At 28.3% G+C, this 14,424-nt stretch carries 7 protein-coding genes; 3 read left to right on the top strand and 4 right to left on the bottom strand.

All coding sequences use genetic code 11. The annotated features are described in order from the left end of the window. Positions 1 to 96 precede the first annotated feature (96 nt). Entirely contained in the window at positions 97 to 4,398 is a 4,302-nt protein-coding gene (locus tag EJL03_RS04635) for a 2-hydroxyacyl-CoA dehydratase (protein ID WP_125152795.1), read from the top strand. A 54-nt stretch (positions 4,399 to 4,452) separates the two neighbouring features. Here the strand turns inward: EJL03_RS04635 and gltS (EJL03_RS04630) are convergent, their stop codons facing one another. From gltS (EJL03_RS04630) to EJL03_RS04615, 4 genes are all read right to left on the bottom strand, one after another. Continuing rightward, the gene (gene gltS / locus EJL03_RS04630) at positions 4,453 to 5,643 is read right to left on the bottom strand and encodes a sodium/glutamate symporter (protein ID WP_125152794.1); all 1,191 of its coding nucleotides are present in this window, start codon (positions 5,641 to 5,643) and stop codon (positions 4,453 to 4,455) included. Positions 5,644 to 5,982: 339 nt separating this feature from the next. Continuing rightward, complete coding sequence (gene gltS / locus EJL03_RS04625) at positions 5,983 to 7,176, bottom strand: sodium/glutamate symporter (protein ID WP_125152793.1); 1,194 nt, start codon at positions 7,174 to 7,176, stop codon at positions 5,983 to 5,985. Positions 7,177 to 7,681: 505 nt separating this feature from the next. After that, on the bottom strand, positions 7,682 to 8,872 hold the full coding sequence (gene gltS, locus EJL03_RS04620; RefSeq protein ID WP_125152792.1) for a sodium/glutamate symporter: 1,191 nt from the start codon (positions 8,870 to 8,872) through the stop codon (positions 7,682 to 7,684). Between the two features lie 600 nt (positions 8,873 to 9,472). Beyond that, the gene (locus EJL03_RS04615; RefSeq protein WP_125152791.1) at positions 9,473 to 10,492 is read right to left on the bottom strand and encodes an ABC transporter substrate-binding protein; all 1,020 of its coding nucleotides are present in this window, start codon (positions 10,490 to 10,492) and stop codon (positions 9,473 to 9,475) included. Positions 10,493 to 10,991: 499 nt separating this feature from the next. Here EJL03_RS04615 and EJL03_RS04610 point away from each other — a divergent pair, with 499 nt between their 5' ends. Both EJL03_RS04610 and EJL03_RS04605 read left to right on the top strand, forming a co-directional pair. Continuing rightward, the gene (locus tag EJL03_RS04610; RefSeq protein ID WP_125152790.1) at positions 10,992 to 12,971 is read left to right on the top strand and encodes a transporter substrate-binding domain-containing protein; all 1,980 of its coding nucleotides are present in this window, start codon (positions 10,992 to 10,994) and stop codon (positions 12,969 to 12,971) included. Beyond that, positions 12,964 to 14,322, top strand: a complete 1,359-nt coding sequence (locus tag EJL03_RS04605) for a sigma-54-dependent transcriptional regulator (RefSeq protein WP_125152789.1) — start codon at positions 12,964 to 12,966, stop codon at positions 14,320 to 14,322. Before EJL03_RS04610 ends, EJL03_RS04605 begins: the two co-directional genes overlap by 8 nt. Positions 14,323 to 14,424 lie beyond the last annotated feature (102 nt).

Genomic DNA, 14,424 nt, shown 5'->3' with positions numbered 1-14,424 from the left:
CATATATTTTATAATATATGGCTTTTTTTTATAGCATAAGTTTTTTTATAGCATAAGTATTAAAATTTTATTATTTTAGTAAAAGGTGATAAATTTATGAAAAAAGTATTGAATTTAGGTTTAGACATTGGATCTACCACTATAAAAATCGTTGTATTACATGATAACAGTATAGTATACAGTAGATATGAAAGACATTTTTCAGATATAAAAAGTACAATGATAAAATTAATTAAAGATACCTATGAGTTCTTAGACAATGAGGATATAACTATTATGGTAACTGGGTCAGGAGGATTATCCATATCACAATGGTTAAACATACCTTTTATACAAGAAGTAATAGCTTGTACAAATACCATTGAGGAATTAATACCTGAGACAGATGTAGCTATAGAATTAGGTGGAGAGGACGCAAAAATAACATTCTTTAGAGGTGGATTAGATCAAAGGATGAATGGGACATGTGCTGGAGGTACAGGAGCATTTATAGATCAAATGGCAGCCTTGCTTGAAACTGATGCAATTGGGCTAAACAATCTTGCTAAAAATTATAAAGTTATATATCCTATTGCGGCTAGGTGTGGAGTGTTTGCTAAAACTGATATACAACCGTTATTAAACGAGGGAGCTGCAAAGGAAGACATTGCAGCATCGATATTTCAAGCTGTAGTTAATCAAACAATTGGTGGGCTTGCTTGTGGAAAAGTGATAAGGGGTAATGTAGCATTTTTAGGAGGACCATTGTACTTTTTATCTGAGCTTAGGAAAAGATTTATAGATACTTTAAAATTAACTCCTAACCAAGTTATTTTTCCAGAAAGCTCACAGTTATTTGTAGCTATGGGAGCTGCACTTTCTTCAAAAAATAATGAAGCTATTAATTTTAAAGATTTGATTATAAAACTTGACAACTTAGATAATTACATAAGTGATGATATTAAAAAAGTAGATTGTTTATTCCCTAATAAGGAAGAATTATTTAAATTTAGGAAAAGACACAATAATTATACAGTAAATAGAAAAACATTAAATGAATTTAAAGGGGATTGTTTTTTAGGAATAGATGCAGGTTCTACTACTACAAAGGCAGCCTTAATAGATTGCAATGGTGATTTACTTTATTCATATTATGGAAGCAATAAAGGAAATCCTTTAAATTCTGCTATGAATATTTTAAAAGAATTATATACAATGATACCAAAAGGAGCCAATATAGTAAATTCAGCGGTTACTGGATATGGAGAAGCTTTAATAAAAGCTGCATTATCTGTTGATATAGGAGAAGTTGAAACTATTGCACATTACAGGGCAGCAGATTTTTTCCTACCCGGAGTGGATTTTATTTTGGATATTGGTGGACAAGATATGAAATGTCTAAAAATAAAAGATGGGGTAATTGATAGTATTATGCTTAATGAAGCATGTTCTTCTGGATGCGGCTCATTTATAGAAACTTTTGCACACTCTTTAAATATAAAGGTTGAAAATTTTGCAGAAACAGCTTTATTAGCTAAAAATCCAGTAGATTTAGGATCTAGATGCACAGTATTTATGAATTCAAAAGTTAAACAAGCTCAAAAAGAAGGGGCTTCTATAGGGGATATATCTGCGGGATTATCATATTCTGTTATTAAAAATGCATTGTTTAAAGTTATAAAAATAAGAAACTCTAATGAACTTGGTAAAAAAATAATAGTCCAAGGGGGAACTTTTTATAATGATGCTGTACTAAGAGCATTTGAAAAAGTTTCAGGACGAGAAGTTGTAAGACCAGAAATTGCTGGACTAATGGGAGCTTTTGGCGCTGCTTTAATATCTAAAGAAAGATTTATTAAAGGACATAAGACAACTTTACTTACTTTACAACAATTAGAAGAATTCAAAACATCTGTTTCTATGAAAAGATGCGGAAAATGCGCTAATAATTGTTTGCTAACTATTAATAAATTTTCCGATGGAACAAAGTTTGTTTCTGGAAATAGATGTGAAAGAGGAGAAGGAAAGGAATTAGTAGACAATAAAATGCCTAATTTATATGAGTATAAATATAATAAGGTATTTAATTATAAACCCTTAGCAAAAGAAAAGGCTAAGAGAGGAACTGTAGGGATACCAAGGGTACTTAATTTATATGAAAATTACCCTTTCTGGTTTACTATGTTTACAGAGTTAAAGTTTAGGGTAGAAGTTTCTCCAAGGACAACAAAAAAACTGTATGAATCAGGTATGGAAACTATACCATCAGAGTCTGCATGTTATCCTGCAAAACTTGTTCATGGTCATATAATGAGTTTGGTAAATAGAAATGTTGATTTTATTTTTTATCCTTGTATACCGTATGAACAAAAAGAGTTTTGTGAAGCTAATAATCATTTCAATTGTCCTATGGTTACCTCTTATCCAGAAGTAATTAAAAATAATATGGATATATTAAGAGAAAGAAATATTAAGTATATGTGCCCATTTTTACCATTAGATAATAAAAGAAAGCTGGTAGAAAGATTATTTGATGAATTAAAAGATTTTAATGTATCAAAAACTGAAATTATAAATGCGGTGAAAAAAGCTTATGAAGAAGATAGTAGGATAAAAGAGGATATAAGAAAAAAAGGATTAGAGGTTATAGAGTATTTAAATAAAACTGGTAAAAGGGGCATAGTACTTGCAGGAAGACCCTACCACATTGATCCGGAAATAAACCATGGTATACCAGAAGTAATTAACTCTTTTGGTATTGCAGTTCTAACGGAGGATTCAATTGCACATTTAGGAAAAGTAGAAAGACCTTTACGAGTGGTAGACCAGTGGGTATATCACTCAAGATTATATGAGGCAGCAAGTTATGTAGCAGATAGTAGTAATTTAGAGCTTATACAACTTAATTCCTTTGGATGTGGTTTAGATGCAGTAACTACAGATCAAGTACAAGAAATTCTAAATATGTATGGGAAAATATACACTGTACTTAAAATAGATGAGGGAAGTAATTTAGGAGCTGTAAAGATTAGAATAAGATCTCTTAAGGCAGCCATGGAGGAAAGAGAAAAGAGTGGATTTAAACCTCACAAAATAGGGGAAGGTGATAAAAGAATAGTTTTTACAAAAGAAATGAAAAAAAATCATACGATTCTTTGTCCTCAAATGGCGCCTATACATTTTGAATTAGTTCAAGAAGCATTTATTGGAGCAGGATATAATTTAGAAGTTTTACCATCTGTAGATAAAAAAGCAATTGATGAAGGATTAAAATACGTAAATAATGATGCTTGTTATCCATCTATAATAGTTGTTGGACAAATTATAGAAGCATTGAAATCCGGAAAATATGATCTATGTAATACATCCGTTGTAATATCTCAAACAGGGGGAGGATGTAGGGCTACAAATTATATCGGTTTTTTGAGGAAAGCGTTGAAAGAAGCTGGATTTAAAAATATACCTGTAATTTCTGCAAATGTAATTGGATTGGAAAAAAATCCTGGATTTACAGTGTCTTTAAGCCTTGTAAACAAAGGTCTGATGTCTCTTATTTATGGAGACTTATTAATGAGAGTAGTAAATAGAGTAAGACCTTACGAAAAGACAATTGGTTCCACTGATAAGTTATTTAGAAGTTGGATGGATAAATGTAAACATAACATAAGGACAGGAAGTAGAAAAGAATTTAAGGAAAATGTGTACAATATAGTTTCAGACTTTGACAATTTAGAAATTCAAGATGTATTAAAACCTAAAGTAGGAGTAGTGGGGGAAATATTAGTTAAATTTCATCCTACGGCAAATAACAATGTTGTTAACATATTAGAAGAAGAAGGAGCGGAAGCAGTAGTACCAGATTTATTGGATTTTTTCATGTATTGTGGATATGATGCAAATTTTAAACATGAATATTTATCTGGTAGAAAAATATTAGCTATTATGGGTAATGTGGCTATAAGAGTAATGGAGTTTTATAGAAAAGAAGTTAAGGAAGCATTAAAAAATAGTATTAGATTTACTTCACCAGTAAGAATAGAAAGGTTGGCAGAAGGTGCATCTAAAATTTTGTCTTTAGGTCATCAAACTGGAGAAGGATGGTTTTTAACTGCAGAAATGGTAGAACTTATAGAAAGTGGGGTTAAAAACATAATATGTATGCAACCTTTTGCATGTTTACCCAATCATGTAACTGGTAAAGGAATGATTAAAGAACTTAAAAGGGTTTATCCAGGAGCAAATATTGCAGCTATAGATTATGATCCTGGAGCAAGTGAAGTAAATCAGTTAAATAGAATAAAATTAATGCTTTCAGTAGCATATAAAAATTTAAAATATACGGATAATAAATTTATTAAAAGAGATGAAAAGGAAGCTATTGTTAATAAATTAAATAATGGTTATAATATTAACTATTAATAAAAATAAAAGCTTTTCTGGATTTACCAGAAAAGCTTTTTATACAATTTAAAATTATTTCATAAAATTAAGGAATAAGGTAATAACCATTGCATTAGCAAAGTCTATTAAGAATGCTCCAACTATAGGTAAAACAAAATATGCTCTAGGAGCAGGTCCATATTTTTCTCTAACTGCATCCATATTAGCTATACCATTTGGAGTTGCACCCATGCCGAATCCACAATGACCAGCAGCAAGAACTGCAGCATCGTAATCTTTACCCATAACATTAAATGTTATAAAGTAAGCAAAACATGCCATAAATAAAGCTTGAGCGATAAGTATTATAAGCATTGGTCCTGCAACAGCGGCAAGTTCCCAAAGTTTTAAACTTATTAAAGCCATTGATAAAAATGTATTTAGTCCTATATTACCAAGAATGTCAGTTGCTTCTTGATTTATATGCCACTTACCAGTAGATTCACCAACATTTAGTATAATTGCCGCAATTATCATTGAATTAACATAAGATGGCAATGTAAATCCTATATTATTAAAGAAGTTTTCAAGGATTGCTCCAAGTCCTATTGAAATTAGAATTAATGCTAAAGTTTTAAAAATTTCATTATAGCCTAATTCTTTTTTAGCTGTAGATGCTGCTGCATTTGCAGTTATAGTTTCTTTTGAAGGGGTTAAACCTTTACCTTCAACTAAACGTTTTCCTATAGGTCCTCCAATTAAACTTCCTGTTACAAGTCCAAAAGTGGCTGAAGCCATTGCTGTTTCTACAGCCCCATTGAGACCATATGATTTTTGGAAAAGTTCACCAAAAGCTGCTCCGGTACCATGACCACCTGTCATTGTAACTGAACCACATATTAATCCTAAGAAAGGGTTTTGTCCCATAACTTTAGCTATAGAAACTCCAATAACATTTTGGAATAAACATAAAAGTCCTGCTAATATCCAAAATAAAATAACTTGGAAACCACCTTTTTTGATAAGATCAATACTAGCACCAAGACCTATTGAGGTAAAGAATACCATCATAAATGGTTTTTGTAATGTAACATCAAGATCAAATTCCATAATTCCGTTAACTTTTAATATAGTGTGTAAAATTGCAAAAATAAGTCCGCCTACCACGGGAGAAGGTATACAAAATTTTTCTAAAATACTTACTTTAGTTTTAATCCAAGAACCAAAGTAATAAACAACTACAGCTAATGCAGTCGTTTGCATCATATCCAATTTTAATGTCATATTATAAACTCCTTTCACCAATTTATTTACAAAAAATGCACATGGAACGGTTAATTAGTCCATAACTCCTATTGGATCAATTGATTAATCCACAACGAATACTATAATATCATAAGTTTTTTCTAAATTCAATATTTTTTTTAAAATTACATAAAAAAAACATGCTATATTTGTAAAATAAACAAAAATAAATGCGAAAAAATATAAAAACATAAAAAATATAGTAAATATATACACAATATAGCATTTTATAAGGAATTTATTAGATAAAAAATGCTAATATCATATTGATATTAGCATTTTAATTATTGTAATTAATTATACATAAATTTTAAATTATTATTTAAAGAAATTTACAAATAAAGTTATTATAAGCGAGTTTGTAAAATCAATTAGGAAAGCTCCAACTATAGGTAGTACGAAGAATGCTCTACTAGCTGGACCAAATCTTTCAGTAACAGCTGTCATATTTGCAACTCCATTTGCAGTTGCACCCATACCAAAACCGCAGTGACCAGCAGCCATAACAGCGGCATCAAAATCTCTTCCAAGAAGATTAAATGTAACAAAAGTTGAAAATAAAGCTACAAGTAGAGTTTGAGCTATTAGTATTATAAGCATTGGTCCCGCAACAGCAGCAAGTTCCCAAAGTTTTAAATCAATTAGTGCCATAGAAAGGAAAACATTTAATCCTATAGTACCAAGAATGTCAGTACACTTTTGATTGATATGCAATTTACCAGTTGATTCACCAATGTTTAATATAATAGCTGCAATAATCATTGAGTTTACGTATGATGGTAATGTAAAATTTATGCTCTTAAAGAATCCTTCAAGTACTGCACCAATACCTATAGATATTAGAATTATTGCAAGAGTTTTAAACATTTCTTCATAGTTAACTTTTTCTTCTACTACTGAAGAAGCTGCAATATTTTCTTGTTCAGTAACTCCTTGGGATTTTAATTTCTTTTTCTCTATTAATCTCTTTCCAACAGGACCACCAATTATGGAACCCATTACAAGACCGAAGGTAGCTGCAGCCATACCTGTAGTAGTAGCACCTATTATTCCATAATCTTTTTCAAACGAAGGTCCAAAGGCACCAGCAGTACCATGACCGCCTGTCATAGTAACAGAACCGCAAAGTAATCCTAAAAATGGACTTTGTCCTAGTGTTTTAGCCAAAAATACTCCAATTGCATCTTGGAATACACATAGTAATGAAGCACATAGCCAGAATATAACAACCTGTAGTCCACCTTTTTTTATAAGCTGTATACTAGCTCCCATACCAATTGTTGTAAAGAATACCATCATAAATGGTTTTTGAAGTGTACTATCGAGCTGTAAAGACATAAGTTCACTTTGTTTTAAGATAAGGTTTACAATTGCAAAAATAATTCCACCTACAACTGGTGCTGGTATACAAAACTTTTCTAAAAATGATACTTTAGATTTAACCCATGCACCAAAGTAGTAAACAACTACAGCTAATGCAGCTGTTTGCATCATATCAAGTTTGATATTCATATTAAGACCGCCTTTCTAAATTTAAAAATAAAAATAAAAATTTTAAAAATATAAATTAGAATAGTCCATTAAACTTTTTTCATTTCGATTAGGACAAATACATAATAACACAATCTTTTTCAGAATTCAATATATTTTTAAAAACTTGTCAAAAGAACAAATATACAATTCAATAAAAAGTAAAAAATATGTATTTGTATAGAAATATATAATAAAAAACAGAAAAATGTAAATATGTGTAGGCAGATAAGGCTTATCAATGAGTTGAACCTGTAATTTATCAGTATATATTATATATAGGTAGAGATAAAATAAATATTATACATTCAGATAAATTATAATTTTCAGATTTTTAATATCTATAATAGTATATAGTTCATTAAGAATGTGAGATGATACATTAGTTGAGATGATTTACGTAAAATTTTTAAAATAATTTAATTTAAATATATAGAAATTAAAAAAAGCTGTTAGATACCTCTAACAGCTTTTGATTACTAAAAGATTAATGGAATAAATTTGAAAATGTAGTTATTATAAGCGCATTAATAAAATCTATTAAAAATGCACCCACTATAGGGAGTACGAAAAATGCTCTAGGTGCAGGGCCAAATCTTTCAACTACAGATCTCATGTTTGCCATAGCATTTGGAGTAGCGCCCATACCAAATCCACAGTGACCAGCGGATATAACTGCCGCATCAAAGTCTCTTCCTATAATGTTAAATGTTACATAAGTAGCATATAGCCCCATAATAACTGTTTGTGTAAATAATATAATAAGCATTGGTCCAGCAAGGGCAGCAAGTTCCCAAAGTTTTAAGGAGATTAATGCCATAGATAAAAATATATTAAGTCCTATGGAACCTAAAATCTCTGTACACTTTTGGTTTACATGCCATTTGCCTGTTGACTCACCAATATTTAAGATAATAGCAGCAATAATCATTGAGTTTACATATGAAGGTAGTGTGATTTTATGACTCTTAAAGAAACCTTCCATTATAGCACCTATACCTATAGCAATTAGTATTAAAGTTAAACTCTTGAAAAGTTCTTCGTAGTTAATCACTTCTTTTTTAGTTGAAGCTACTTCTTCTTCTGAAGTATATAGTTCTGGATGAGGTTTTAAGTTTTTCTTTTCAATAAGTCTTTTCCCTATAGGACCACCTATTAGTGAACCGAAAACTAACCCGAAAGTTGCTGCTGCCATAGCTGCAGTCATGGCGCCTTGAAGACCCATTTTTTCAAACTCTGGAGCAAAAGCACCAGCGGTACCATGTCCACCTGTCATTGAAACAGATCCACATATCAATCCTAAAAGTGGACTAACATCTAAAACTTTTGCAAGCAACACACCAACACCGTCTTGAATTATGCATAGCACTGTAGCACATAGCCAGAAAACAATAACTTGAAGACCTCCTTTTTTTATAAGTTCAATACTTGCGGTAAAACCTATTGATGTAAAAAACACCATCATAAATGGTTTCTGCAAGGTATCTGTAAGTTCAAGAGAAAGGAGGCTACTTTGTTTTAAAATAAGGTTTAAAAATGCGAAAATAAGTCCGCCTACAACAGGAGCAGGAATACAAAATTTTTCTAGAAAAGACCATTTTGATTTAAGCCATGCGCCAAAGTAATAGATAACTACAGCTAATGCAGTAGTTTGCATCATGTCCAATTTAATTTCCATAAAAACTCCACCTTTCTAATTAAGACTATAATTGAAAACGTTATATTTATAATATATATCTATTATATATAAAAGATTTATAAAAATCAATAAGAAAATGAAAGATTATTTTTAAATCCTTCATTTTTAAAAATAATTAAACAATATTTAAAAACCCATAAAACTTTAATTTTTTTTAAAATCATAAATTATCAAACTAAATTTTTTGAAAAAATTATTAGATTTCATAATTCTAAAAAAGTAATTGATTAAATTTTATAAATAAATGGTGAAAAGATAACATAAAGATTTATTTTAATAACGATAGTGGTTTGGTAAGATATTTAAATCTAAAAATTATTTAAATATGAGCTAATATTTCTTTTGAATTTATTTTTTAAATATTAAAAGGATAAAAAAGTGTATAAAATATAAGATTACATTAATTATAATTTTATTACATTAAAAGTAATCTGAATTATTAAGTAAACTTTAATACAAATATATATATATAAGAAAATATGAAGGATAAACATAATTTTAATTCAAAAGCATAACAATAAATGTAAAAAATACAATAAAAATAGCATCTATTTTATTAGAAAATAGATGCTATTTTTATTAATTAATAATTGCTTTATTGGATAAATTAGTATTCACTATTTTTTCAAAAGGTGGTTTTTCAGGAATTAATTCCTTATTATAAGATTGTATTATATTCATAAGTTTATTAAGGTCTTCTTTTTTTAGTGTAGGATTACATGCATAAGCGTTTATTTTTTTATAGTTTTTTATTACAGATGATAAATCCTTAACATCTGTTCCAGGAAAGAAAGATTTTATTTCTTCTGCTATCCTATCGTTATCGTTTTCTTTTACCCATGTCTGAGCTTTAAATATTGCTTTAATAAAGTTTTCTATTACTTTAGGGTTTTTATCTATATAAGATTTAGTAGAAAAGTAGCATGTATATGGCATAACACCAGCAGATTCTCCTATGGAGGCTACAATTTTTCCAGAATTATCTTTTTCAATCATTGTTGCTGTAGGCTCAAATAATGCTACATAGTCACCAGTTCCTGCTTTGAACGCACCGGCAGTGGCAGTAAATGCTAAATTGGTTATTAGTTTTACATCTTTGTTTGGTACTAATTTATGGTCTTTTAGTACGTATTCCAAAGCCATTTCAGGTACACCACCAGGACGTCCACCGATTATAGTTTTACCTTTTAATGAATCCCAATTAAAACTTTTATCTTCACTTCTACCAACTAAAAAGGAACCATCCCTTTGAGTAAGTTGAGCAAATATTATGGGGTAGTCATCTCGTTTTTGATTATAAATATATATGACTTGTTCAGGACCACAAAAACCTATATCTGCGCTACCAGATAAAACTTGCTGCATCGTTTTATCTGCTCCTTGACCAGTGGATAGTTCTATTTCAATGTTATATTCTTTGAAATAACCTTTGTTTATAGCTACATACATTGGGGCATAGAAAACAGAGCGAACAACTTCGTTTAAGCGTACCTTTTGTATTTCTGATTTATTAGCTGATTTATTACAAGAAGTAAGTGTGGTGAAAACAATAAGTAAAGATATAAAAATAGAAGTGAGTTTTAACCTTTTTTTTATCATATAGTTGCCCTCCTATTAATTTTTCTAATTTTATAATATGAGTTGAATTTTATAATGTGAATATATTTATCTATAATTTAATATAAGACATATGAATTACCACTTATAGAATTACCTTCACTTAGGGAACCCATGATACTGTTACATTTACGGAAATTTAAAAGAAGAATTTTGCAATAAAATCTAATAAACGAAATAGTATATTTTTAAATAATGGTTTTATGTGTTTTAAAAGTAATAATGTAATATTAAAATATAAGTGTTTTTCCATAATGTTAATAGTAAGATCTTTATTTTGTTATAATACATAAGATTCACTATGCTTATATTTTTTATCAAAATATTAATTTATATAATATTATTCTAAATAAAGAAGTGAAAAATCACTATTGTAATGAATATATAACTAAATTTAAAATTATGATTTTGTTATAATATAAAAGTAGGAAAGGATTTTATAAGGGGCAACATAATTTTAAATTTTGCTAAGGGGGATTATATGAAAAAAAAGCTAAGATTAATTATAGTATTTATAGCATTAATAATAATAGTTTTTATAGGGATGAATTGGAAAATAAATAAAGATTATTTACAGGATAAGGGTAAAAAATATATTTTAAAAGTTGCAGGAGATATTAATTTTCCTCCTTTTGAGTATATAGATGAGAAGGGTAAGTACACAGGCTTTAATGTGGATATAATTAGGGCTGTTTCATTGAGTTGTGGAATAGAAGTAGAGTTTTATCCTATGAAATGGGAAGAGGCTTGTAAAAAATTAAAAAATGGGCAAATTGATATAATACAAGGCATGAAATATAATCAGGAGAGAAAAAAACTCTATGATTTTTCTAAAGGGTATTTAGAAAACTCCCAATCGATTTTTATATTGACTTCCAATAATAAGATTGATGGATTTGAAAAATTATTAAATCATAAAGTAGCTATACAAAAGGGAGATGTAGCTTATAAAAACTTAAATCTATTAAGTAATGTGACAACTATTAATACAACAGATCAAGAAGAAGCATTTAAAAAACTTTTAAATGGAGAGGTGGATGCATATATTGGAAATACTTTAACTGGAGTAAACTTAATAAACAAGCTTAAAGTAAGGGATAAACTAAAGATAGTTGATACGTCCATTAATTTTACGGAATATTGCATAGCTGTAAAAAAGGGGGATAAAAATACATTAGATTTAATAAATAAAGGGTTAAAAGAAATAAAAAGTAATGGAACTTATGAAAGTATATACAGAAAGTGGTTTGGATATAGCATAAATAGTTCTAAATTATCTTTGTTTAAAATATTAAAAATAACATTAATAAGTACAGTAATCTTAATTTCGTTGATTTTAATATTTTATATGTGGAATGATATTTTAAAAGAAGAAGTTGAAAAACAAACTCAAAGGATTGAAAAGGTTAACAAAGATTTAATTCTCAAAAATAAGGTGATTAAAGGGGAAAAGGATTTTAGAGAACAAATTCTTAATAATATATTTAATGGTGTGATTACTATAAATGGTAGAGGAGTTATTACATTTATAAATACAGTTGCTAGTGATATTCTTAATTTAAATGTGGAAGGTATTATAGGTAAGAATTTTTATGAAACAAATATAGCAAGTATATTTAATTTAGATGTATTAGAAAAAGGCAAAGAAATCTATATTGAAGTAAACAAAGAAAAAAAATTTATAAACTATAGGGTTAATATGTTAAAGATAAATTATGAGTGGGTGGATGAAATCATAATAAATTTTAATGATATTACAGAGGAAAAATTTTTACAACACAGCCTTGCAAGAAAAGATAAAATGCAATCATTAGGTATTTTACTTTCTGGAATAGCTCATGAAATAAGAAATCCTTTAACTGCAATAAAAACATATGCAGAATTAATTCCACAAAAATATGATAATGAAAAATTTAGAAAAATGATATGTTTAGATATTCCTAAGGAAGCAAAAAGGTTAAATAATTTAATAGTTGATTTATTAGAATACTCTAAGCCTAGAAAAGCTTTTAAAGAAAAAATAAATCTATTAATAGCCATAGAAAAGGTTATATCTTTAATGAAAAATAAAATTAAGGAAAAAAATATTAAAACAGATGTAGATATATCTGAAGATATATATGTATATATGGATAAAAATCATTTTAAACAGGTTTTAATAAATATAATTTTAAATTCAATTGAAAGTATAGATAAAGAGAATAAAGTTATAGATATATTAGCAAAAGTTAAAAATAATAAGATTACCCTTAGTATAAGGGACAATGGTTGTGGAATAGACGAGAAAGATATTGAGAGAATATACAATCCATTTTATACCACTAAATCAACAGGAACGGGACTAGGGCTTTTTGTAAGCTATCAATTATTAGAGGAAAATAATGTACTAATATATTTTAATAGTATCAAGGGAAAAGGTACTATATTTAATTTGGAATTTTATAAAATAGGAGATGAATAAATTGTATAGACTATTAATTATAGATGACGAAACATCAATTTGTACTTCTTTAAGCTTTGCATTAGAAGATAAGTATCATATATATACAGCACATAATGAAGCAGATGCTCTTTCAATAATTAAAAATACACATATAGATATAGTAATTTTAGACTTAAGACTAGGTGGTGTTAGTGGAATAGATGTGTTAAAAAAAATAAGGGAATTAAGTTTAGATACAGTAGTTATTATAATGACAGCTTATGGAAGTATTGAATCTTCGGTTAAAGCTATGAAGTCAGGGGCTTTTTATTATATAACTAAACCTATAAATATAGAGGAACTTAATCTCTTACTTATGAAGGTGGAGGAGTATATAAATCTTAATACTAAGATTAGATATTTAAGTAATAATATAAATGGAAATTCTAAATACAATATTATTGGAAATTCTAAAAAAATAAAACAGGTTTTTGACTTAATAGATAGAGTAAAAGATGTGGATATAAACTTACTTATAACTGGGGAAAGTGGCACAGGAAAAGAATTGGTGGCTAGGGCGGTACATTTCCATGGAAATAGAAAAAATGGACCATTTAATGTAATAAATTGTTCTGCTATTCCAAATAATTTACTAGAAAGTGAATTATTTGGGTACAAAAAAGGTGCTTTTACGGGTGCATTAGATGAAAAAAAAGGAATAATAGAACTATCGAATAAGGGGACTCTATTTCTAGATGAAATTGGAGATATGGATATGAATTTACAAACAAAGCTTTTAAGAGTAATCCAAGAAAAAGAAATTAGACCTATAGGAGCTACTAGAAATATAAAGTTGGATGTAAGATTTGTATCGGCTACTAATAAAGATTTAAAAGTAGAGATTAAAGAAAATAGATTTAGAGAAGATTTATTTTATAGACTTAATGTGATAACTATAAAATTACCACCTTTAAGGGAAAGAAAGGAGGATATATCTAAACTTGTAGAATATTTTATTAAGGATATTAATGTTAAGTTTGATAGAGATGTAAAAGGCATAAGCTCAGGTGCATTAAAGGCTTTAGAAAATTATAAATTCAAAGGTAATGTAAGAGAACTTAGAAATATTATAGAAAGAGCTATAGCTCTTTCAGAGGATGAGTATATAAAGGAAGAAGATTTATCAGAGGAAATATTTATTAAGGAAAATATTTTTGTAGATAATACTAAATTTATACCTATATATGTGGGAGATAGCATGAAAGAAGCGGAAAGGAAGATAATAAAATATACATTACATAAATTTGATGGAAATAGAAAAAAGACTGCTGAAATTTTAGGTATTGGTGAGAGAACTCTAAGATATAAGATAAAAGAATATAAATTATAGACTTTTTTAAGTAGTTAGTAAAAGAACTAACTACTTTTTATAATATCTTTAAAACGTCTATAAATAAAAGAGTCAATTAAATAAAAAAACTAATAAGAAATT

The sequence above is a fragment of the Clostridium rectalis genome, from assembly GCF_900626095.1.
In the GTDB taxonomy this organism is placed as follows: domain Bacteria; phylum Bacillota; class Clostridia; order Clostridiales; family Clostridiaceae; genus Clostridium_AS; species Clostridium_AS rectalis.
This window is presented reverse-complemented; position numbering and strand designations above follow the sequence as displayed.